The 21,702-nt window shown below is 74.1% G+C and carries 25 protein-coding genes; 20 read left to right on the top strand and 5 right to left on the bottom strand.

The features are described from left to right. Positions 1-8: 8 nt before the first annotated feature. From IF06_RS0103985 to IF06_RS0103940, 10 genes are all read left to right on the top strand, one after another. Positions 9-1,409, top strand: a complete 1,401-nt coding sequence (locus IF06_RS0103985; RefSeq protein ID WP_030269066.1) for an MBL fold metallo-hydrolase — start codon at positions 9-11, stop codon at positions 1,407-1,409. An 85-nt stretch (positions 1,410-1,494) separates the two neighbouring features. After that, positions 1,495-2,079 (top strand): rhodanese-like domain-containing protein, encoded by a 585-nt coding sequence (locus tag IF06_RS0103980; protein ID WP_013477079.1) that lies wholly within the window; start codon positions 1,495-1,497, stop codon positions 2,077-2,079. Beyond that, complete coding sequence (locus IF06_RS0103975) at positions 2,076-2,972, top strand: sulfite exporter TauE/SafE family protein (RefSeq protein ID WP_013477080.1); 897 nt, start codon at positions 2,076-2,078, stop codon at positions 2,970-2,972. The genes IF06_RS0103980 and IF06_RS0103975 overlap by 4 nt, the downstream gene beginning before the upstream one ends. Then, on the top strand, positions 2,911-3,519 hold the full coding sequence (locus IF06_RS0103970; protein WP_013477081.1) for a class I SAM-dependent methyltransferase: 609 nt from the start codon (positions 2,911-2,913) through the stop codon (positions 3,517-3,519). The genes IF06_RS0103975 and IF06_RS0103970 overlap by 62 nt, the downstream gene beginning before the upstream one ends. 82 nt (positions 3,520-3,601) lie before the next feature. Beyond that, positions 3,602-4,312 (top strand): hypothetical protein, encoded by a 711-nt coding sequence (locus tag IF06_RS0103965; RefSeq protein ID WP_013285925.1) that lies wholly within the window; start codon positions 3,602-3,604, stop codon positions 4,310-4,312. 72 nt (positions 4,313-4,384) lie between these two features. After that, positions 4,385-4,564: a hypothetical protein gene (locus tag IF06_RS0103960; RefSeq protein ID WP_013285924.1), complete on the top strand. Its 180-nt coding sequence runs from the start codon at positions 4,385-4,387 to the stop codon at positions 4,562-4,564. A gap of 101 nt (positions 4,565-4,665) precedes the next feature. Then, complete coding sequence (locus tag IF06_RS0103955) at positions 4,666-6,345, top strand: long-chain-fatty-acid--CoA ligase (RefSeq protein ID WP_030269063.1); 1,680 nt, start codon at positions 4,666-4,668, stop codon at positions 6,343-6,345. A gap of 155 nt (positions 6,346-6,500) precedes the next feature. Then, a complete protein-coding gene (locus IF06_RS0103950; RefSeq protein ID WP_030269058.1) occupies positions 6,501-7,592 on the top strand; it encodes a winged helix DNA-binding domain-containing protein in 1,092 nt (363 codons plus the stop codon). A 185-nt stretch (positions 7,593-7,777) separates the two neighbouring features. After that, complete coding sequence (locus IF06_RS0103945; protein ID WP_030269056.1) at positions 7,778-8,548, top strand: maleylpyruvate isomerase N-terminal domain-containing protein; 771 nt, start codon at positions 7,778-7,780, stop codon at positions 8,546-8,548. A 32-nt stretch (positions 8,549-8,580) separates the two neighbouring features. Further along, complete coding sequence (locus tag IF06_RS0103940) at positions 8,581-9,348, top strand: class I SAM-dependent methyltransferase (RefSeq protein WP_030269054.1); 768 nt, start codon at positions 8,581-8,583, stop codon at positions 9,346-9,348. On the opposite strand, the gene IF06_RS0103935 is transcribed toward IF06_RS0103940, so the two are convergent. Further along, on the bottom strand, positions 9,349-10,275 hold the full coding sequence (locus IF06_RS0103935; protein WP_030269052.1) for a LysR family transcriptional regulator: 927 nt from the start codon (positions 10,273-10,275) through the stop codon (positions 9,349-9,351). A gap of 112 nt (positions 10,276-10,387) precedes the next feature. Here IF06_RS0103935 and IF06_RS0103930 point away from each other — a divergent pair, with 112 nt between their 5' ends. Further along, positions 10,388-11,626 carry an MFS transporter gene (locus IF06_RS0103930; RefSeq protein ID WP_030269050.1) on the top strand — a complete coding sequence of 413 codons (1,239 nt, stop codon included), beginning with the start codon at positions 10,388-10,390 and terminating at the stop codon, positions 11,624-11,626. 17 nt (positions 11,627-11,643) lie between these two features. On the opposite strand, the gene IF06_RS0103925 is transcribed toward IF06_RS0103930, so the two are convergent. Beyond that, positions 11,644-12,288 (bottom strand): alpha/beta fold hydrolase, encoded by a 645-nt coding sequence (locus IF06_RS0103925; RefSeq protein WP_013285915.1) that lies wholly within the window; start codon positions 12,286-12,288, stop codon positions 11,644-11,646. Positions 12,289-12,521: 233 nt separating this feature from the next. After that, a complete protein-coding gene (locus IF06_RS0103920; protein ID WP_221488087.1) occupies positions 12,522-13,103 on the bottom strand; it encodes a carboxymuconolactone decarboxylase family protein in 582 nt (193 codons plus the stop codon). Between the two features lie 62 nt (positions 13,104-13,165). Here IF06_RS0103920 and IF06_RS0103915 point away from each other — a divergent pair, with 62 nt between their 5' ends. The 3 genes from IF06_RS0103915 (at position 13,166) to IF06_RS0103905 (ending at position 15,030) form a co-directional block, all read left to right on the top strand. Beyond that, on the top strand, positions 13,166-13,822 hold the full coding sequence (locus tag IF06_RS0103915) for an HAD family hydrolase (RefSeq protein WP_030269046.1): 657 nt from the start codon (positions 13,166-13,168) through the stop codon (positions 13,820-13,822). 162 nt (positions 13,823-13,984) lie between these two features. Beyond that, positions 13,985-14,395 carry a hypothetical protein gene (locus IF06_RS0103910; protein ID WP_030269045.1) on the top strand — a complete coding sequence of 137 codons (411 nt, stop codon included), beginning with the start codon at positions 13,985-13,987 and terminating at the stop codon, positions 14,393-14,395. A 29-nt stretch (positions 14,396-14,424) separates the two neighbouring features. Beyond that, on the top strand, positions 14,425-15,030 hold the full coding sequence (locus tag IF06_RS0103905; protein ID WP_013477087.1) for a YdeI/OmpD-associated family protein: 606 nt from the start codon (positions 14,425-14,427) through the stop codon (positions 15,028-15,030). Between the two features lie 24 nt (positions 15,031-15,054). Here IF06_RS0103905 and IF06_RS0103900 read toward each other — a convergent pair whose 3' ends face one another. Beyond that, a complete protein-coding gene (locus IF06_RS0103900; RefSeq protein WP_030269043.1) occupies positions 15,055-15,930 on the bottom strand; it encodes an alpha/beta fold hydrolase in 876 nt (291 codons plus the stop codon). Between the two features lie 305 nt (positions 15,931-16,235). Between IF06_RS0103900 and IF06_RS0103895 the strand changes: the two genes are divergently transcribed. The 5 genes from IF06_RS0103895 (at position 16,236) to IF06_RS0103875 (ending at position 19,865) form a co-directional block, all read left to right on the top strand. Beyond that, complete coding sequence (locus IF06_RS0103895; RefSeq protein WP_030269041.1) at positions 16,236-17,012, top strand: hypothetical protein; 777 nt, start codon at positions 16,236-16,238, stop codon at positions 17,010-17,012. A 53-nt stretch (positions 17,013-17,065) separates the two neighbouring features. After that, positions 17,066-17,809 carry an SAM-dependent methyltransferase gene (locus IF06_RS0103890; protein ID WP_013285908.1) on the top strand — a complete coding sequence of 248 codons (744 nt, stop codon included), beginning with the start codon at positions 17,066-17,068 and terminating at the stop codon, positions 17,807-17,809. Positions 17,810-17,904: 95 nt separating this feature from the next. Continuing rightward, complete coding sequence (locus IF06_RS0103885; RefSeq protein WP_030269040.1) at positions 17,905-18,402, top strand: YcxB family protein; 498 nt, start codon at positions 17,905-17,907, stop codon at positions 18,400-18,402. A gap of 41 nt (positions 18,403-18,443) precedes the next feature. Beyond that, positions 18,444-18,764, top strand: coding sequence for a PadR family transcriptional regulator (locus IF06_RS0103880; protein WP_013477092.1), 321 nt, complete (start codon positions 18,444-18,446; stop codon positions 18,762-18,764). Between the two features lie 33 nt (positions 18,765-18,797). After that, the gene (locus tag IF06_RS0103875; RefSeq protein ID WP_030269039.1) at positions 18,798-19,865 is read left to right on the top strand and encodes a hypothetical protein; all 1,068 of its coding nucleotides are present in this window, start codon (positions 18,798-18,800) and stop codon (positions 19,863-19,865) included. A 12-nt stretch (positions 19,866-19,877) separates the two neighbouring features. On the opposite strand, the gene IF06_RS0103870 is transcribed toward IF06_RS0103875, so the two are convergent. After that, entirely contained in the window at positions 19,878-21,269 is a 1,392-nt protein-coding gene (locus IF06_RS0103870; protein WP_030269038.1) for an alpha/beta fold hydrolase, read from the bottom strand. A 214-nt stretch (positions 21,270-21,483) separates the two neighbouring features. Between IF06_RS0103870 and IF06_RS0103865 the strand changes: the two genes are divergently transcribed. Continuing rightward, positions 21,484-21,678 carry a hypothetical protein gene (locus IF06_RS0103865; RefSeq protein ID WP_013285903.1) on the top strand — a complete coding sequence of 65 codons (195 nt, stop codon included), beginning with the start codon at positions 21,484-21,486 and terminating at the stop codon, positions 21,676-21,678. Positions 21,679-21,702: the final 24 nt, after the last annotated feature.

Below are 21,702 nucleotides of genomic sequence, written 5' to 3'. Positions count from 1 at the left end.
GAAACGGCATGACTCTCGACGTGTCCGTCATCGCGACCTCCTCGCTCGGCGACCGCAGCTACCTCGCCTCCGACGGCCGGGTGGCGATCGTGGTCGACCCGCAGCGCGACATCGACCGCGTCCTGTACCTGGCCGGCGCCAAGGGCGTACGGATCACCCACGTGGTCGAGACGCACATCCACAACGACTACGTCTCCGGCGGCCTGGAACTGGCCCGGATCACCGGCGCGCAGTACCTGGTGGCCGCCGCCGACACGGTCGAGTTCGACCGGACCCCGGCCGCCGACGGCGACACCGTGCCGGTGTCCGACACGATGCGGCTGCGGGTGATCGGCACCCCTGGTCACACGTTCCACCACCTGTCGTACGCGCTCGACGAGGCCACCGACGGCGGCTGGACGGCGGCCGGCGTGTTCACCGGCGGCTCGCTGCTGTTCGGCACCACCGGCCGCACCGACCTGCTCGGCCAGCAGTACGCGCACGAACTGGCGCACCACCAGTACGCCTCGGCGCGCAAGCTGGCCGACCTGCTGCCCGACGGCGCGCAGGTCTGGCCCACGCACGGCTTCGGCAGCTTCTGCTCGGCCAGCCAGGCCGACGCCCCCGAGTCGACGATCGGCCGGGAGAAGGAGGCCAACCCGGTGCTGCGGCTGGCCGCCGACCGGTTCGTCACCGAGACGCTGGCCGGGCTGGACGCCTACCCGGCGTACTACGCCCACATGGGCGTCGCCAACGCCGCCGGTCCCGCCCCGGTCGACCTCACGCCGGTGGCCCGCGCCGACGCCGACGAGCTGCGCCGTCGTATCGCCGCCGGCGAGTGGGTGGTCGACCTGCGCCACCGCAAGGCGTACGCGGCCTCGCACCTGGCCGGCACCGTCAGCCTCGGCCTGGACGGGCCGATGTCGACGTGGCTCGGCTGGCTGATCGAGTGGGGTGTGCCGATCACGTTCCTGGCGCAGACCCCGGAGCAGGTCGCCGACGCCCAGCGGGAACTGGTCCGCATCGGCATCGACCGTCCGGCCGCCCAGGCCACCGGCGAGCCCGAGCAGTGGACCGGCGACCCGTCGCAGCTGCGGGAGCTGGCGGTGGCCGACTTCGGCGCGCTCGCCGCCGCGCAGGCCGGGAAGACCCCGGCCGGGCTGCCCGAGCCGCAGGTCGTCCTCGACGTGCGGATGACGAACGAGTGGAAGGCCGGGCACGTCGACGGTGCGGTGCACGTGCCGCTGCCGGACGTGCCGAAGCGGCTCGCCGACATCCCCGCCGGGACCGTCTGGGTGCACTGCGGCTCCGGCTACCGGGCCACCGCCGCCGCGTCCCTGCTCGCCAACGCCGGCCGTGACGTGGTGCTGATCGACGACTCGTACGGCCGGGCCGAGGAGGCCGGCGTACGCATGGCGCCCACCGCCTGACCTCTCCCCGAGCGCCCGGCCGGCGTGTCCCTACGCCGGCCGGCGCCCGAGCCTGCCCGAGAACACCCCGTGAAGGAGACAGAGCATGACCACGACCACCCCCACCACCATCGACGCGGCGACCCTGCGCGAGCTGATCGCCGCCGGCCGTACGCCCCGGATGCTCGACGTGCGCACGCCCGGTGAGTTCGAGGCGGCGCACATCCCCGGCGCGTACAACGTGCCGCTGGACCTGCTCCGGGAGCACCGCGCGGAGCTGCGCAGCCACCTGGACGAGGACGTGGTGCTGATCTGCCGCTCCGGCGTCCGGGCCGGCCAGGCCGGTCAGGCGCTCGGCACCGTCGGCCTGCCCAACGTGAAGGTGCTCGACGGCGGCATGCTGGCCTGGCAGGCCACCAACGCGCCGGTCAACCAGGGCCGCCCGCGCTGGGACCTGGAGCGCCAGGTACGCCTCGTCGCCGGCTCGATCGTGCTCGCCGCCGTCGTCGGGTCGGTGTTCGTGCCCGGCCTGAAGTGGGTCGCCGCGTTCATCGGCGGGGGCCTCACGTTCGCCGCGCTCACCAACACCTGCGCCATGGGCATGCTGCTGAGCAAGCTGCCGTACAACCGCGGCGCGAGCTGCGACCTCGACACGATCGTGGGGCAGTTGCGTGACGGGAGCCGCAAGTGACCACCCTCGCGCTGACGCTGGCCGGCGCGGTGCTGATCGGTGTGACGCTGGGCCTGCTCGGCGGCGGCGGGTCGATCCTCGCCGTGCCGCTGCTGGTCTACGTCGCCGATCTGCCCGCCAAGGAGGCGATCGCCACCTCGCTGCTGGTCGTCGGCGTGACCAGCGCCGTCGGCGTACTGCCGCACGCCTGGGCGAACCGGGTCCGCTGGCGCACCGGGCTCATCTTCGGCGTGGCCGGCATGACCGGCGCGTACGCGGGCGGCCGGCTGGCCGAGTTCGTCCCGGCCGGCGTCCTGCTCACCGGGTTCGCTCTGATGATGCTCGCCACCGCGGTCGCGATGCTGCGCGGCCGCCGGTCCGCCGAGGGCCGCCCGGTGCCGCACGAGCTGCCGATGCTGCGGGTGGTCGGGGACGGCGTGGTCGTCGGCCTGGTCACCGGCCTGGTCGGCGCGGGCGGCGGCTTCCTGGTCGTGCCGGCCCTGGCCCTGCTGGGCGGGCTGCCGATGCCGATCGCGGTCGGCACCTCGCTGGTCGTCATCGCGATGAAGTCGTTCGCCGGCCTGGCCGGCTACCTGTCCAGCGTGCAGATCCACTGGGGTCTGGCCGCCGGGGTCACCGCCGCCGCCGTCGTCGGCAGCCTGCTCGGTGGCCGGCTCGCCGGCCGGATCCCGGCCGACCTGCTGCGCCGGGGGTTCGGCTGGTTCGTCGTGGTGATGGGCGTGTTCGTGCTCGCGCAGCAGTTGCCGCCGCTGTGGGGACTCGCCGTGGGAGCGCTTGCCGTGGCCGGTACGGTCACCATGGCGGTGTGGGGCCGCCGGAGGAGGGAACACAGTGGACAGCAGCGCCTGGGACAGCCGGTACGCCGACACGCCCGGACTGGTGTGGAGCGCTGAGCCCAACCGTTTCGTGGTCGAGTCGGTCACCGGGCTGACCCCCGGGTCAGCGCTGGACATCGCCGCCGGCGAGGGCCGCAACGCGGTCTGGCTGGCCGGTCAGGGCTGGCGGGTCAACGCGGTGGACTTCTCCACGGTGGCCGTCGACCGGGGGCGGGAGCTGGCCGCCGCGCGGGGCGTGACTGTCGACTGGCGGGTCGCGGACGTGACCGCGTACCGGCCGGTGCCGAACAGCTACGACCTGGTGCTGATCAGCTACCTGCACCTGCCCGCGCCGGAGTTCGCCGGGGTGCTGGCCGCGGCGAAGTCCGCGCTGCGCCCCGGCGGCACGCTCGTCGTGGTGGGCCACGACCTGGCCAACCTCTCCGGCGGCATCGGCGGCCCGCAGGACCCGGACGTGCTGATCACGCCGGAGTCGGTGGTCGACGGGCTGGCCGGGCTGCGTGTGCAGCGGGCCGAGACGACCCGCCGGCCGGTCCCGGCCACCGACGGCGGCACAGTCGACGCGCTGGACACCGTCGTGGTGGCCACCCGCCCCGCCGACTGACCGCCGTCCGCCCCCGTTTCGCCGGGCCGGGCCGAGCCCCGGCCGGTAGCATCCGGGGACGGATCGGCGGAAAGGACACCGGGTGGGCGCGCGTTTCGAGGAACTGGCCTGGCGGGAGACGCCGATCGGCGAGATCAGCCTGCGGCGGCGCCGTGACCCGGCACTGGACTCCGACGTGTACGAGGTGAAGCTCGACGACGAGTACCTCATGTCCAGCGCCTTCCCGGTCGCGGAGATCGAACTGGCCCGGCTCGGGCTGGCTCCGCTGACCGGTGACGCGCTGGACGTGGTGGTCGGCGGGCTCGGTCTCGGCTACACAGCGCGTACCGCGCTGGAGGATCCCCGGGTGCGCTCGCTGCTGGTGGTGGAGGCGATCGAGGACGTGATCGACTGGCACCGGCGGGATCTGCTGCCGTTCGCCGCCGGGCTGGCCACCGATCCGCGTACCCGGTTCGTGCGGGCGGACTTCTTCGCCGCGGTCGCCGGCGACGGTTTCGACAGCGACGAGCCCGGGCGCCGCTTCCACGCGGTCCTGCTGGACGTGGACCACTCCCCCCGCCAGGTGCTGCACCCCAGCCACGCCGCGTTCTACACGGTCGACGGGCTGCGGCGGCTGGCCGCGCTGCTGCATCCGGAGGGCGTCTTCGCGCTGTGGTCGAACGACCCGCCGGATCCGGCGTTCCAGCGCACGCTGACCGAGGTGTTCCCGACCTCGGTGGCGCACGTCGTCCGGTTCCCGAACCCGTTGCAGGGCCGGGAGGCGGCGAACACCGTGTACGTGGCCCGGCACTGATCCACCCGGCGGCGCATGGCCGCACGAGCAGCGGGAAAGCGCATGGCCCACCGTACGACGGGAGGCTGGGACATGCGCGCGTTGCTCTGGGTGGTCGGCGTGGTCGCCGGTGTGCTCATCCTGCTCGGGCTGCTGCTGGAGGCGGTCCGCTGGCTCGTCATCATCGGCGTGATCGCGCTCGCCGCGGTCATCATCTTCGGGATCGTGAAGGGCCGGCAGGTGGTGCACCAGCATTCGACCCGCCGACGCTGACCTGCGGAGAGTGTGACCGACCCGGCAACCTACGTAAGCGTAGGTTACCGGGCGGTTAAGTTAGGCTGGGGGCGTCATCCGCGCGACGAGGAGTAACGGCGATGGACGCGACCGCCCAGCGACCCTGGACCCGTAGCTACGCACCCGGGGTGCCGGCTGACATCGCCGAGCCGGACGGCTCGCTCGTCGACCTGCTCACCGAGGCGGCCGGACGGTTCGGCCCCCGGGTCGCGCTCGACTTCTACGGCGCCACCACCACGTTCACCGAGCTGGCCGACCAGGTCGCCGGCGCCGCCGAGGCGCTGCGCCGGCTCGGCGTCGGCCCGGGCGACCGGGTGGCCCTGGTGCTGCCGAACTGCCCCCAGCACGTGGTCGCGTTCTACGCCGTGCTGCGCCTCGGCGCGGTGGTCGTCGAGCACAACCCGCTCTACACCGCCGACGAGCTGGACCGGCAGCTCACCGACCACGGCGCAGGCGTCGCGATCGTGTGGGACAAGGTCGCGCCGCTGGTGGCGGGACGCGGCGCCGTGCGTACCGTGGTGTCGGTCGACCTGACCGCGGCGCTGCCGCGGCTCAAGCGGTGGGCGCTGCGGGTGCCGCTGCCGAAGGTCCGCGCCGCGCGGGCCGCGATGACCGCCCCCGCGCCCGGCGCGCTGCCCTGGTCGGAGCTGGTCGCCGCCGCCGGGCCGCTTCCCGCCGGGCATCCCGCGCCGGAGGCCGGGGACGTGGCGCTGCTCCAGTACACCGGCGGCACCACCGGCGAGCCCAAGGGCGCGGTGCTGACCCACCGCAACCTGCGCGCCAACGCCGCGCAGGGCCGGGCCTGGGTGCCGGGCCTGCGCGACGGCGCGGAGACGGTGTACGCGGTGCTGCCGCTGTTCCACGCCTACGGGCTGACGCTCTGCCTCACCTTCGCCGTCAGCATCGGGGCGACACTGGTGCTGTTCCCCCGCTTCGACGCCGACCAGGTGCTCGACGCGGTCCGCCGCCGCCCGCCGACGTTCCTGCCCGCGGTGCCGCCGGTCTACGCGAAACTGGCCAGCGTCGCCCGCGAGCGCGGCGTCGACCTCACCTCCATCCGGTACGCGCTGTCCGGCGCGATGTCGCTGCCACCGGCCACCGTGGAGCTGTGGGAGCAGGTGACCGGCGGCCTGCTGGTCGAGGGGTACGGGATGACCGAGACGTCCCCGATCACAGTGGGCAACCCGGTCGCGCCGACCCGAAGGCCCGGCACCGTGGGCGTGCCGTTCCCCTCCACCGACGTGCGCATCGTCGACCCGGAGGACCCGTCCCGCGACCGCGCGCCGGGCGAGGCCGGCGAGCTGCTGGTCCACGGCCCGCAGGTGTTCACCGGCTACTGGCACCGGCCCGAGGAGACCGCCAAGGTGCTGCTGCCTGGTGGCTGGATGCGGACCGGCGACATCGTCACCATGGACGCCGACGGCTTCGTGACGGTGGTGGACCGGATCAAGGAGCTGATCATCACGGGCGGCTTCAACGTCTACCCGTCCGAGGTGGAGGAGGCGCTGCGCCGCGTCCCCGGCGTACGGGAGGCCGCCGCCGTGGGAATGCCCACCGACGACGGCGAGGAGGTCGTCGCCGCGGTGGTGGTCGACCCGGCGGTGGCCGGCAGCCCGGAGGCGATCCGGACCTCGTGCCGCACCCACCTGGCCGGGTACAAGGTGCCGCGCCGGGTCGTGATCGTCGACGAGCTGCCGTACTCCCAGATCGGCAAGATCCTGCGCCGCGAGGTCCGCGAACGTCTGCTCGCCGGCCGCTGACCCGCAGGCCCCCTCGCCGGCCGGCGACGAGTGGAACGCCATGGGTGTCATACGCGGCCCCAGACACCCACAGCGTTCCACCGGCGGGTGGTCTCACCGCGGTTGACGCGCCGCTCTGCGCCGGCCGTGTCGGTGCCGCCGCCTACGCTGTGTCGATGGTCGACAGGCGTCAGGTGCTGAACTTCCGCGTCCGGGCTCAACAACTCGACCGAGTGCAGGGCTCGCTCGCCGACACCGCCGTGCTCGACATCGGCGTGCAGGACACCGGTCCCGACGGCGGCCGGTGGGCACTCGCCACGCGCGGCGTCGACGTGGCCCCGCTGACCGGCGACGACCTGGTCCTGCTCTGGACCGTACGCGGCGCCCCGCACCTCTACCGCCGTGCCGACGTGGGCGCGGTGGCCGCCGCGGTCGAGCCGTTCTCCGACGCCGACGCGGGCAAGCGCATCTACGACGCGGCAAAGCCGTTGAAGGCCGCGGGCATCGGCATTGTCGCCGCGCTCGACGAGGTGGCCGCGCGGATGCGGAGGATCGTCCGTGAGCCGACGGTCAAGGGCGAGGTCTCCGGGCGGCTCGCCGACGTGATGCCCGAGCCCTACCTGCGGTTCTGCCGGCCGTGCGACGCGACCCACCTCTACGAGATGCCGTTCCGGCTGGCCGCCGTGCGGGCCGGGTTGGAGCTGCGGCTCGACACGTCACCGCCGATCCTGGAACGCATCTCCGGGTTCCGTCCGGCCGACGCGCCCGGCGACCGGTTCGAGCTCATCCGCGCCTACCTGCGGCTGCTCGGCCCGGCCACCCCGAAGCACGTGGCCGACTACCTCGACGCCCCGGTCAAGGAGGTCAAGGCCCGCTGGCCGCAGGACGCGGTCGAGGTGAGCGTCGACGGCGAGACGCGCTGGCTGCTCGCGGCCGACGAGGCGGCGCTGGCGTCGGCGGACGCCACGACGACCCGCCTGCTCGGCCCGTTCGACCTGTTCCTCCAGGCGAAGGACCGGGCGACGCTGGTGCCGGACGCGGCCCGCGCGAAGGAGCTGTGGCCGGTGCTGGGCCGCCCCGGCGCCGTCCTCGTCGACGGCGACCTGGCCGGCACCTGGCGCCCGCGAAAGTCCGGCCGCTCCTTCACGGTCGCGGTTCAGCCGTGGCGCAAGCTCCCGGGCAGCGCACGCGACGCGGTCGTCGTGGAGGCCGAGCGGCTCGCCGCGTACCGGGATGTGCCGCTGGCCGGCGTCGACTTCGCCGGCTGACCACGCCGCCCGGGCGCTCGCCACGTTCGCGTCGGTGACCGACGCCCGCCTGATCGACGCCTCCGCCCCGCCCGCGCAGGTGGCCGAGCCTCCGCCCCGCCCGCGCAGGTGGCCGACGCCGTCGCCGCGCATGTGCTCGCCGAAACTCGCTGTCGGGCCGCCGCGCACACTGGTAGACAGCCTGAGTGACCGAGCCCCTGACGTTTACCGATCGGCTGCGGCTGATCGACGACCGGTCGGCCGCGTTCCGGGATGCGGTCGCCGCCGCGCCGGACCTCGACGCGCCGGTGCCGACCTGTCCCGAGTGGACGCTGTTCGACCTGGCCCGGCACATCGGCGAGGGACGCCGCTCGTGGGCGGCCACGGTCGCCGCCGGTCCCGGGGCGTCCGGGCGGGCTGCGCCCGGCGGTCCGGGCGCGCCCCGGGAGCGTACGGCGCTGCGGGACTGGCTGGCTGAGTCGACCGAGCAGTTGCTGGTCGCGCTGCGCGACGCCGGACCCGATCGTGGCTGCTGGACGTGGTGGGACACGTCGCAGTCGCCGCAGACCTGCGGCGCCGTCGCCCGGCACCAGCTCCAGGAGATCGCTGTGCACACCTACGACGCCCAGCTCACGGTGGGCGCGCCGCAGCCGTTGCCGGTCGAGGTGGCCCTCGACGGCGTGGAGGACTTCCTGTTCACCTGCTGCGCGACCACTGTGCCGTGGCCGTACGAGCCAGCCGTCCTCGACTACCACGTCACCGAGGGCGGATCGTGGCGCACGCGGCTCTCTCCCGAGGGCGCACGGGTCACCCGTCTGCCCGCCGGAGCCGGGGCGGAGCCGGCCGACACCGCCGCCCGTTCCACCGCCGGTGACCTGGTCCTGGCCTTCTACGGCCGGATACCGCTGGACGCGCTCGCCGTCGAGGGCGACCGGCGCGTGCTCGACCGGATCGCGGCGTGGGATCCGGACGCGTAGGACGGCGGCCTGATCGTGGGAGGATGCCCGGTATGCCGGATCGTGCGTTGAGCTTCGGAGCGGCAGCGCAGGCGTACGAGCGGTTCCGGCCCGGCTATCCGGAGGAACTGGCCGACCTGGTGCTGGCGTACGCGGGCCGGCCCGTCCGGACCGCTCTGGAGATCGGCGCCGGCACCGGCAAGGCGACCCGGCTGTTCGCCCGGCGCGGCGTCGCGGTCACCGCCACCGACCCGGACGCCGCGATGCTCGCCGAACTGCGGCGACACGTCCCGGCCGAGGTGCGGGTCCGGCAGGCCGCGTTCGAGCAGTTGCGCGCCGGCGAGCGCCACGACCTGGTGTACGCGGCGGCGGCGCTGCACTGGACCGACCCGGACCGGCGGTGGGAGCGGATCGCCGGGCTGCTCGCGTCCGGTGGCGTGTTCGCGTCGTTCGGCGGCCCGTTGCGGCTGGCCGACCCGGCGCTGCGCGACGCGGTGGCCGCGGCCCGGTCCGAGTTCCTCGCCGACGACGAGATCCCGTCGCCGGACGGGACGCCACCGGAGGCCGGCATGCAGTGGCCCGGCACCGAGCTGCGCGCGTCCGAGTGGTTCACCTACGTGCGCCAGTCGGAGATCGCGCGGCGGATCACGATGAGCGCCGACGACTACGTCGGTCTCCTGTCGACCGTCTCGGCCTATCTCGAACTGCCGCCGCCGGTACGTGATCAGGTGTTCCGCCGCGTCCGGCACGTGCTGCCCGGCACGGTCGAGGTCACCTCGGATGTCACGGTCCACCTGGCGCGGCGGACGTCGCAGCCCTGATCACCCGGGCCAGGCGGGCCGCCAGACCGGTCCGGGCAGCGGCGGCAGGCCCGCGAAGTGACGGATCACCGGCCGCAGCCCCGGATGCGGGCCGGTCCGGGGGAGCATGAGGTTGATCGGGTACGCGAGCACCGGACCCGTGATCGGGATGCGGCGCAGGTCGTGGCCGGCGGGCCAGAGGTAGCGGTCCCGGGCGCCGACGAGCGTCGCCACGTCCGCGGAATCCGCGAGCTCGTCGAGGAGCACCTCGGTGCCGAAGTTCGGCCCGGTCGCGTCCACCCACAGGTCGAAGGCGTCGGCGAGCTGCTCGTAGAACTCGCCCCACTCGCTGCCGGGCACGATGCCCGGCACCCGCAGCCGGTGTCCGCGCAGCTCGGACGGTGTGAGCGTGGGCGCGGACGCGAGCGGGTGCCGGGGCCCGGCGAGCAGTTGCAGCGGCGAGTCGAAGGCGCGGACCATCCGTACCTCGGGCGGCAGCGCGGCCGGGTCGGTGACGGTGCGGAACGCGGCGTCGATCTCGCCGGCCCGGACCGCGGCGGCGACCTGCCGGGGGTCGTCGACCCGCAGCGTCACCACGTCGAGGTCGACGCCCGGGTGGGCGCGCCAGTAGTCGTGCAGCAGGACGGCTTGCGCGCTGCGCAGGCCGAGCACGTCGATGCGCGGCGCCCGCGCGCCGGGCCGGACCGCGGCGACCGCGCGGTCCGCGCCGGCGACGACGCCCCGGGCGTGCGGGAGGAACTCCCGGCCGTCGTGTGTCAGCTCGACCCCCCGGGGTGTACGGGTGAACAGGCGCACCCCCAGCTCCCGCTCCAGCGCGGCGATCCGCTTCGACACGGCCTGCTGGGTGACGCCCAGCTCGTCGGCGGCGTGCCGGAACTGGCCGAGTTCGGCCGCCCGCACGAACGACCGCACCGCCTCGCTGTCCACCGGCCCACAGTAGGCGGGTCCAGCCGATGGTTGTGGCGCGCCGGGCGGCGGTTGTTTGCTCCGGCGTCCGCGCGGCCGGTCTGATGCGCGGGGCATCGGTGACGGGGGCGGCGTGCGGAAGCTGGGTTCGGATTTCGGCTTGTTGTGGTCGGCGTACGCGGTGAGCACGTACGGCACATGGCTGGCGTTCGGCGCGTTCCCCCTGATCGCGGTGCGGGTGCTGGACTCGTCGGCGTTCGCGGTGTCGCTCCTGGAGGCGGCCGGGCTGGCAGTGGCGGCGGTGCTGGCGGTCCCGCTCGGGCCGTGGGTGGCCTACCGGCGGAAACTGCCGGTGATGATCGCGACGGATCTGGTCCGGTTCGCGGCGCTGGCGAGCGTGCCGGCCGCGTACGCGCTCGGGGTGCTGTCGTACGGCCAGTTGCTCGTCGTCGCGGTGGTCTGCGGGACGGCCGCGATCACGTTCACCGCCGCGTCCGGGGCGTACCTGAAGAGCCTGGTCCGGGGCGATCGGCTGCTGGCGGCGAACGGACGGTTCGAGGCGGCGAACTGGGCCGCGACGGCGGCCGGGCCGCCGCTCGGGGGCGCGCTCGTCGGGCTGCTCGGCCCGGTCGTCACCATCACCGCCGACGCCGTGAGCCACCTGCTGTCGGCGCTGGCGGTACGGCGGATCCGCAGCGGCGACACGGTGGCGCCCCGTGACCCGGCGGGCGCCTCCCGCGTCGCCGACCTGGGCGCAGGCTGGCGGTTCGTGCGCCGCGACCCTGTGCTGTGGCGGTTGTTCCTGAACTCGGTGCTGGTCGGCGGCCTGATCATGGCGACCGCGCCGCTGCTCGCCGTGCTCCTGCTGGGTGGGTACCGGGTGGCGGCGTGGCAGTACGGGCTGGTCTTCGGCGTGTCCGCGCTCGGCGGCGTGCTCGGCGCGCGGCTGAGCCCGCGCCTGGTGCGGCGGTACGGACGGCATCGGGTGATGACGGTGTCCGGCTGGCTGCGGTCGAGCGTCCCGCTCGGTCTCGCGTTCACCCATCCGGGGACCAGCGGACTGCTGACGGTGATCGCCGTCGAGTGGGTGCTCATCACGTGCATGGGCGTGTTCAACCCGATCTACGCGACCGAGCGCCTGCGCCGGACCCCGCAGGCGCACACCGCGCAGGTTCTGACCGCGTGGAGCGTCACCGGCCGGCTCACCCAGGCCGCGCTGATGACCGTGTGGGGCGTCCTCGCCACGGTCGTCGGCCCGCTCGCCGCGATCACCGTGTCCGGGGTGCTGCTGCTCGGCACGCCGCTGCTGCTGCCGACGCGCCGGCACACGCGCGACCCGGAGCCCGCACGCCCGGCCGTTGCGGTCTCGTAGGACCGGCGGCCGGACGGTCAGGACGCCAGGTAGGCGGTCAGCCGGTCGGCGAGCAGACCCGGGTGACTGAGCGCCACCGCATGGCCGCCGTCGATCTCGTCCGGAACCACGCCGAGCCGGTCGGCGGCCACCCGGCGTTGAAAGTCGGCGGGGAAGAACTGGTCGTCGCGGCCGATGAGCACCGCCGTCGGCACGGCCGGCCAGGTGGCCAGCGGCCACGGCTCGTCCCACTCCGCGCTGACCTGCTCCCGGCCGTGCGCCGGCGCCCGGGCGACGATCTCGGCCGGCACGCCGTTGTAGAACTGCTGCTCCTCGCTGAGCCCTTCCGGCTCGCGGTAGCCGGTGTTGCCCCACCACTCCCCCGGCCTCTCACCGGGCCGCGGGATCATCGGGGTGAGCAGGACCAGCAGCCGCACCGGCAACCGGTCGGCGACAAGCGGTGCGGTGAACGCGCCGTACGAGTGCCCGACCACCACGAGGTCGTCGCGGCCGCCGACGGCGTCGACCACCGTCCGGCGGAAGTCGGCGAACCGCGCCGACCGGTCCCCGATCGGCAGCTCCGGCACCACCGCGTCGTGGCCCCGGGCGGCCAGCTCGGGAACCACCAGATGCCAGTCCCACGCGCTGCCCCCGCCGCCGTGTATGAGTACGAACGTCGTCATGCCCGGACCCTCCCACACCGGTACGACATGCAGTGGCCGTCGGTGCGGACACGCCCGGGGCACCCGGGCGGCGGGCAGCTCGTCGCGGAACGCCTCGATGCGGGTGACGACCTGACGCCGCCCGATCGTGTTCTCGATCCGGTCGAGGTAGAGGCAGCGGGCGGCGAGCCGGGGCGGGCCGGTGCCCCGAGACCGCCCGGTCGAGGCGCGGCCCGGGGCCGAGGGCCGCTCGCTCAGACCGGGCGGCCGAAGGTGACCGCCTCCCGGACGAGCCGTGGCGCCTTCTCCGCCAGTTGCGCGTCCGGCCGCGCGCCGAGCGCGTCGTTCACTGTGGAAAAGGCCAGCCGGAACGCGATCAGCGTGGTCGCCTCGAAGATCTCCCGGTCGCTCAGGCCGGCCTCGCGCAGGCGTCGCGTGTCGGCCTCGGTGGTGGCGTTCGGGTCCGTCACGACCTGGCGGGACCAGTCCGCGAGCGCCGTCTCCCGCTCCGACAGGTCCGCCTCGTCGCCGCGCAGCACCGCGGCGGCTGTCTCCTCGTCGCTCATCCCGGCCAGCCGCGCGCCCCAGGCCAGCGAGCAGTACGAGTCGCCCCGCGCGGCGGCCGTGGCGGCGACCAGCACCGCCACCTCACGCGAGGACAGCGTGGACTCGGACAGCAGCTCGGTGCGGGTGTTCTGGAACGACATCAGCACGTCGGGTCGCCAGCACCAGACGCGGGTGAGGTTGTTGACGTAGCCGTCGGAGGCGAGGTCGTCCTCGTAGGCGGCTTTCGCCGCCGGGCTCTGCGGCGGTTCGGGAAGGAAGGCGGCATTCATGCGGGCAGTCTGCGCCACCCGGGCGCCCCCCACAGGCTGATCAACGACAGTACGATCCGCGAATGATCCGGGCGGTCTTCTTCGACGTGGGCGGGACGATCCTCGACGAGACGCGCGAGTTCGCGACCTGGGCGGACTGGCTCGGCGTGCCCCGGCACACGTTCTCCGCGGTCTTCGGCGCGGTGATCGCCCGCGGGCTGGACTACCAGGAGGTGTTCCGGGCGTTCCGGCCGGACTTCGACCTCACCGCCGAACTCGCGCGCCGGGTCGCGGCCGGCGACCCGGAGTCGTTCGGCGCCGACGACCTCTACCCGGACGCGCGGGCGTGCCTGGCCGCCCTGCGGGAGCAGGGATTGCGCGTCGGCCTGGCCGGCAACCAGCCGGAGCACGCCGAGGCGACGCTGCGGGCGCTGGACCTGGCGGTGGACGTGATCGGCACGTCGGCGGCCTGGGGCGTGGCGAAACCGGCGCCGGAGTTCTTCGACCGGGTCGTCCGCGAGGGCGGCGGCGACGCGTCGGCGATCCTGTACGTCGGCGACCGGCCGGACAACGACGCCGCACCGGCGATGGCCGCCGGCATGACCGCGTGCCTGATCCGGCGCGGACCGTGGGGCCACATCCTCGACATGCCGGACGTCGCCGAACGGTGCCTGTTCCGCATCGACTCGCTGGACGAGCTGCCGGCTCTGGTCGCGCGGCACAACGCGGCGGGCGGCTAGGCCGGTCGCGAACGTCGTGACCGCACCGGCCGGCGCCGGGCGTTGTGCCGGGCCGCCCGGTCGCCCTAGCCTCGTCGTCGAAGGCATCGACGGCGATCGGGGGACGCCATCAGCGACCACGACACCGGGCGCGGCGGCCTGCGCAGGTTCGCCGCGAACGTGATGACGAACGTCCTCGCGAACCTCATCGCGGCGGCGATCGTCTACGTGCTCGCCGCGGCCGCCGGGCTGCTCCCGCGCGACCCGGCGCTGATCCTCGCGGCGCTGCTCCTCGTCAGCGTCGCCGCTGCGATGGTTCTGCTCGTCCTCGTCACCACGAACGCCTTCGCCGACAAGGCGGACATCCTCGGCGGGTGGATGGCGATCGCCCTCGGTGCGCCGATCCTGACCTCGGCCGTGACGTACGCGTTCCGTGAGCGCGATCCGGCGGCGGGGATCGTGGGCGGGCTGATCGGCGCGGGGCTCGCCGGCGCAGGCGTGGCGATGCTGGTGGCCGGACGGCGGATTCGGCGGGCGGCCGACCCGTCGCCCGACGGCGGCCGCCGGGCGGCTGAGCCGCGCGCCCGGCCTTAGCGTCGTACCCCTGGCATAGCCTTCCGGCCATGGCGAGCGACGAGCTGGACGAGCTGATCGTGCCCGACGCGGACGCGCTGCGCGCGTGGCTGTCCGCCAACCACGACACGTCGCCCGGTGTCTGGCTCGCGCTGGGCCGTAAGGGCGGCACGATCACCACGCTGACCTGGCAGCAGGCGGTCGACGAGGCGCTGTGCTTCGGCTGGATCGACGGGCAGGGCCGCAAGCGCGACCACGAGAGCTCCTGGATCCGGTACACCCCGCGCCGGGCGCGCAGCTCCTGGTCGCAACGCAACGTCGCGCACGTGGCCCGGCTGGAGTCGGAGGGCCGGATGACGCCGGCGGGCCGGGCCGCGGTGGAGGCCGCGAAGGCGGACGGCCGGTGGGCGGCGGCCTACGCACCGCCGTCGGAGGCCGAGGTGCCCGCCGACCTGCTCGCCGCCGTCGCGGCCGAGCCCGCTGCCCAGGCCATGTTCGACGTTCTCACCAGTGCCAACAGGTTCACGCTCATCCACCGGCTCAACGCGGTCAAGCGCGCGGAGACCCGGGAGCGGAAGATCCGCGAGTTCGTCGCCATGCTGGCCCGCCACGAGACGATCCACCCGCAGAAGGCGAAGCCCTCGACCACGCCGTGACGTCGCGGGCGCCCCCGCCACGTCTCACGAGTTGTCGAGGACGAACGCGCGCATGAGCGCGGCGCACTCGGCCGCGTGCGTCTCCAGCAGCAGGTGGCCGCCGTCGTAGATGTGCGCGTCCATCCGGTCGAGCGCGCGGTGGTACGCGAGCACCTCGTCCACGTCGAAGTACGCGTCGTGCCGGCCCCACAGCACGAGCGCCGGTGGCTGGTGGGCGCTGTGGTACCCGGCGATCTCGCCGAACCGGGCGACGTGGGCGGCGTAGTCGGTGAACAGCGCGAACTGCGCCTCGACGTTGCCGGGCCGGGTCATCCGTTCCCAGTCCAGGTGCCACGCCTCGGGCGCCTGCAACGGGCGTACGTGCTCGGGCAGCCCGGCGAGGTACTGGTCCCGGGTGCCGTCGAAGGTCAGCCAGTCCGGCAGCGCGGCGCGCGTGGCCTCGCCCGGGTCGGCCCAGTACGCCCGCGCGGTGTCCCACTGCGCGCCGAGCCCGTCGGCGTGCGTGTTGCCGCTCTGCACGATCAGGCCACGGATCCGTCCCGGGGCGCGGGTGGCCAGGTGGTATCCGACCGGCGCGCCGAAGTCGTGCAGGTAGACGAAGAAGCGGTCCACGTCGAGCCGGCCGAGGAGGCGCTCGACCGTCCACGACAGGTTCTCGAACGTGTAGTCGTACTCGGCGACTGTGGGCGACGACGACATGCCGAAGCCGGGCAGGTCGGGGGCGAGCACGTACGCGACCTCGGCGAGTGTGGGCATGACCTCGCGGAACGTGTGCGACGAGCTGGGGAAACCGTGCAGCAGCAGCACCGCCGGGTCGCCGGGGCGGCCGGCCTCGCGGAAGAACACCTCCAGACCGTCGACGTCGGCGTGCCGGTGGCGGATCTTCTGACTGGCGTGCATCACCTCATCCTGGCCGCCCGGCCGCGCCCGTACTGCCGAATCGCGGCGGCCCAGGACCATGACCGGCGGCTGAACAGGGGTGAGCCGGGCGTACGCTCGAACGAGCCGACGGTGGGAGGTCGCCCGCGATGCCCGTCCAGTAGGCGGCCGGCTGGCCCGCGAGTTCGGCGTCGGACAGGTTCGGCGTCGTCATGGTGGTCTACCTCCGGCAGTGGTCGGGTGCCCACGACGCCAGGACCTCAACCACACTTCAGATCAAGGCGCGAGGGGCATCGCGTTCCGGCCGGTCCCGGCATGATGAGCCGATGCGGGTAGCGATGGCGACCGACGCGGGGCATCCGGGCCGGGCCAATGAGGACTTCGCCGGCGCCGTACCGTGCGGCATGGTCCTGGTCGACGGCGCGGGCGGCATCGCCGGCGCGGACGAGGTCTGCCACCACGGCATCGCCTGGTACGCGACCCGGCTCGGCGGCGCGCTGCTCGGTGCGCTGTCCCAGGATCGGAGCCTGCGCGACGTGCTGGCCGAGGGCATCGAGCACGTCACCGACGCGCACCGCGGCACGTGCGACGTCGCCCATCCGATCAGCCCGTTCGCGGCGGTGGCGATGCTCCGGTTCTCCGGTGGGACCGTCGAGCACCTGGTCCTCGGCGACGCGGTCGCGCTGATCGGCCGGGCCTCTGGTGAGCCCGTCGCCGCCCATGATCCGCGTGAGGTGGTGATCGCGCGGTCCTTCGAGGAGCGGCTGAAGGACGTGCCCGAGGGCGGCGACGAGTACCGGCGGCTGCTGATGGATCTGCGGGCCCGGCGGAACAGTCCGGGCGGGTTCTGGGTCGCCAAGGACGACCCGCGGGTGGCCGGCGAGGCCGTCACCGGCGAGTGCCCGGCCGACGACGTCCGCGCGACGGCTCTGCTCAGCAACGGCGCGAGCCGCCTCGTGGACACCTTCGGCCTGACCGGCTGGCCGGGGCTGCTGCGCCTGCTGGAGACCGACGGCCCCGCCGAGGTCGTCCGCCGGGTGCGCGAAGCCGAGGCGCGCGAGGGCGTCGCCACCGACGACGCCACGATCGTCTGCCGGTACTGACCGGCGCGGCAACCCGCGTGCGCGGGTCCGCAGTCCTCGTGTTGACTGCGGCGATGGACCGTCAACGCCTGAGCAGCATCGCGCACTCGCACCACCCGATCGCGGCCCCGATCTCCGGTCTCAACCTCAACCGGCTGCTGCGCCGGGCGGGCCGGCGGCCGGCGGCCCGGATCCTCGATCTCGGCTGCGGCGAGGGCGCCTGGGCGTTGCAGGCCCTCGCGCACTACCCGGACGGGCACGCCGACGGCGTGGACCTCAGCCCGTACGCGCTCGAACGCGCCGCCGAGGCCGCCGCCGAGCGCGGCCTCGCCGACCGGCTCACGCTGCACGAGCGCGACGCCCGGTCGTACGTGCCGGACGGCGACTACGACCTGGTGCTCTGCGTCGGGTCGACGCACGCGTTCGGCGGCTTCGGTGGAGCGCTGGAGCTGGCCGGCCGGCACGTGAACCCCGACGGCATCCTGATGGTGGGTGAGGGATTCTGGCAGGTGCCGCCGACGCCGGACGCGCTGGCGGCGCTGGGCGCGAAACCGGACGACCACGCCGACCTCGCCGGTCTGGTCGACGCCGCCGGGCAGGCGGGCTGGGCCCCGGTGTACGCGCACGTCAGCGACACCGCCGAGTGGGACGACTACGAGTGGTCGTGGACCGGTTCGCTCACCGAGTGGGCGCTGGACAACCCCGGTCACCCGGACGCCGCCGGGGCGCTGACGGCCGCCCGCGAGCACCGTGACCAGTGGCTGCGCGGGTACCGGAACATGCTGGGCTTCGTGACGTTCGTGCTGCGGCGGATCTGAGAGCCGGAAGCCCCGGTACCGTGGACCCGCACGTCGTCGCGGGGCAGCGCTCCCGCCGTCCAGAACACGAGTCCGGTGGGTGGTCCTCGGTGCCGATGCAGATCCGTTTCGCCGTACCGGCCGACCCCGCCTATCCGGCCCGCGTGGCCGCCGCGCTGGCCGCCGCCCGGCTGCGCCGGTTCGGCTACATCGGCGCGGCCCTGGCCGCGATCGGGGTGATCGGGTGGGTCGCCTCGCAGGCGTCGGAGCGGGGTGGCCGCTTCGCGTCGCTGTGGACCGCGTTGATCGTGGCCGGCGTGCTGTCGATGCTGTACGCACCGTGGGTGCGGTGGCGGGCCCGGCGCCGCTCCGGCGGTTACGCGGTCGAGGGCGGCTACGACATCGACGACCGCAACATCATGATGCGCAGCGGTTCGGAGTCCGGCGGCATCGCCTGGGACGGCGTCACGCGCGTCACCGAGACGCCTGACTTCTGGATCGTGTACGTCGGGCGGATGCCGGCCACGGTGATCCCCCGCTGGCTGATGTCCGCCGAGGACGCCGGGACGTTGCGCGCCTTCATGGCCGAGCGGCAACTACTCGGCGACCGTTGACCATGTATTGATCGGCTGTATATGTTGCCTCGGTGAGTGAGATGCGCGAGGCGACCTTCCTGATCCTGACCGCGCTGGCCGACGAGCCGCGCCACGGCTACGGGATCATCCAGGAGGTCGCCGGCCTGTCCGGCGGTCGCGTCAACCTGCTGCCGGGCACGCTCTACGCCGCCCTGGACCGGCTGGTGGCGCAGGGCCTCGTCGAACTCAGCCATGAAGAGGTGGTCGACGGCCGGCTGCGCCGCTACTACCGGCTGCGCGCCGACGGCCGGGCCGAACTGGCACACCAGACCGAGCGGCTGCGGCAGCTCGCGTCCGCCGCCGAGACCCGGCTGCGCGCTCTGCGCCCTCGCCCCGCCTGACCCCCGCCGTCGCGGCACCGTAGGGAGAAACCCATGCACCGCTGGCTGCTGCTGGCCTACCCCCGTGACTATCGCCGCGCGCGCGGGGCCGAGATCCTGGAGACGGTACGGGACGTCGGTTCGGCCCACCGGCGTGGCCGGGTCGCGGCGAATCTCGTACGTCATGGTCTGCGTGCCCGGCTGGGACGGCCGGCGAGCCGTTCCGTGGTGGCCTGGGCTGCGGTCTTCGCGGTGGTCTGCGGTTTGTTCGCCGCGTCGTTCGGCACCTGGCTCGCGTGGCTCGGCTCCCGCCCGCTCGACCACCGGGACCTCGCCGCCGTGGTCGGGCAGCTCTACCCGGACCGGCAGGTCAGCCATATCGACCAGGACGACCCGCCCGCCGTGTTCCTCATCTACGGCCACCCGCTCGGCGAGGATCTCCTGTCCGAGCTGCTGCTCGGCGACGGCGGCGAGTACGCGCTGGCCGAGCTGACCGCGTCGTTCGACCAGGCACCGGCCGGCGGCCTCACCGACCTGCGGCAACGCCTGGACGCCGCCGGGTGGGAGCGGAGCGCGCCCGTCCACACCGACGCGTACGGCTGCGTCCCCGGCAGTCCGCAGTGCGACCCGGCGTCCATCCCCTCCGACATCACCGTGTACGCCGATCGCGGCGACCACATCCTCGCCGTGCAGATCAACGCCGAGGGCTCGATGAGCCTCGCCCTCAGCCGCGCCACCCCCGCCGCCGCCTACCCCGCCGGTCTGCTCGCCTTCGCGCTGGGCACGCTGGGCGGCTGGGTGCTGTTCGGCTGGGCCAGCCGCCGCACCGAGGGACGGCACCCGCTGGTGCAGGGCCCGGCGAAGGTCCTGTACGGCGTCGCGATGGTGTTCTGGGCCGCACCGATCCTGCTGAGCGCGCCGCTGATGCTCACGCACCACCTGAGCGAGCCGCATCCCCGCTGGCACGTGCCGTGGGAGTGGCTCGGCCAGCCCACCCTGTCGCTGCCGTTCCTGCTCGGTGCGGTCCTGCTGTTCCTCGCGCTGGGCCTGGCGGCGCTGCCGCACCGGCGCCCGGCGGGCCGTACGCTCGCCGGGGCACCGGACCCGGGGCCGGCGGTCTAGCGGCGTGCCGGATCAGCTCGCCGGGCATCGCGTGCCGGGGGCGGGCACCGTCAGGTCGACGAGGTACCGGTCCACCACGGCGGTCGTGCAGTCGTTGCGCTGATAGGTGCCGTGGCCCCAGCCCTCGTAGGTGACCAGGCGTCCGTGCCGGCCGAGTTGCCGGGCGACGTTCACCGCCCAGGCGTAGCCGGTACGGGGATCGTGCCGGGCGTTGAGCAGCAACAGCGGCGTGCGGGTGTGCACGTTCAGCTCGTGCGGCGGATTACGGACCGGGGACGGCCGGCCCAGGCAGGTCTGCACGGCCAGCAGACCGGCGCCGTACCGGACGTCCGGGGCGGCGGCCCTGGCTTCCCGGACCAGGCCGGCGTACTCGGCGTAGTCGCGTACCTCGGCGGGCCAGTCCGCGCAGAACGCCGCGACCGAGATCGAGAGATTCACCTCCGGTGGCGGCGTACCGGCGTCCAGGTCCCGCACGATCGCGGCGAGTTGCGGCCAGCGCGGGCCGGCGAGCATGCCGAGCGCCACGGCGGTGACGTCGAAGGCGGTACGGGGGGCATATTCCCCACGGTCCGCGCGGGCCAGCACCCGCGCCCACACCGATCGCACGTCCCGTTCGTGGAGCACACAGTCCGCCGACCTGTCGCACCAGGACACGAACTCGTCGAACGCGTCCTGCAACGCGGCGGCCTGCGTCCGCACGAAGGACCGCACGTCGAGGCTGTGGTCGAACACGCCCTCCAGCACGACGGCCCGCACGTGGCCGGGGTACCGCTCGGCGTACTGCTGGCCCAGCAGGGTGCCGTACGAGCTGCCGTGGAAGGACAGCCGCCGCTCCCCCAGCGCACGCCGCAACGCGTCGAGGTCACGGACGGTGCTGAGCGTGTCGGCGTGGTCGAACACCGGGCTGGTCGGGCGGCACCGGCTCCACAGCGCCCGGTTGTAGGCCACGGCGGCGTCGAAGTTGGCCTGGCCGGCCAGCGGGACGGGCGGCCTGCGCAACGCCGGATCCGGCGTGCAGACGGGCGCGGCGGTGCGGGCCACGGTGCGCGGGTCGAAGCTGACCAGGTCGAACCGGTCCAGCAACTCGCCGCTGAACCGGTCGCCCCTGCGGATGCGTTCCACCCCCGAGTCGCCGGGACCGCCCGGCCCGAACACCAGCGTGCCCACCCGCTGCTCCGGCAGGCGCGCGGACCGGCGTGCCACGGCGAGGTCGAACGCCGGGCCGTTCGGCCGGGCCCAGTCCACCGGCAGCCGGAGCCGGGCGCACCGCACGCGCGGATCCGGCGGGACGTCCGGCAGGTCGTCGGCGCACTCGGTCCAGACGAGCCGCTGCGACGGAAGACCGGCGCGCGCCGCGCCGGGCAGTCCCGCCAGGACGGTGAGCGCGGCCAGAGCGACGGCCATGGTACGTCGGAACACGGCACCTCCCGGTGTCTGGATGCTCATCGATTCTTCAGCGGCACTCCACCCGAGTCCCATACGGAAACGCCCCGATATACCCGTCGGGCCTTTCCCCGAGGCCGCCCCGAGTGCCGCATCGACGGAGGCGAGTCCGCATCTGCCGGCCGGGCGCTCGCGGGGGGCATCGGGCCGGGTGCCAGCGGTCTAGCATCGGGCGATGACCTCGTCCTTGGACCGCCTGCCGAAGATCAGCGCACCGGCCACGCGGGCGCTGACCGCCGCCGGCTACACCACGTTGCGCCAGCTCGCCGGAGTGCCGCGCGCGGAGCTGGCTCGCTTGCACGGCATGGGACCGAAGGCGCTGGGCGTCATCGAGGCCGCCCTCGACGAGCACGACCTGCGGCTGAGCTGACGCCCGGCAGCACGGCCAGGAACG

The sequence above is a fragment of the Micromonospora globosa genome (assembly GCF_000717585.1).
Taxonomy (GTDB): domain Bacteria; phylum Actinomycetota; class Actinomycetes; order Mycobacteriales; family Micromonosporaceae; genus Micromonospora; species Micromonospora aurantiaca.
Note: the sequence above shows the minus strand (reverse complement) of the source record. Positions and strands in the feature narration are given on the sequence as shown.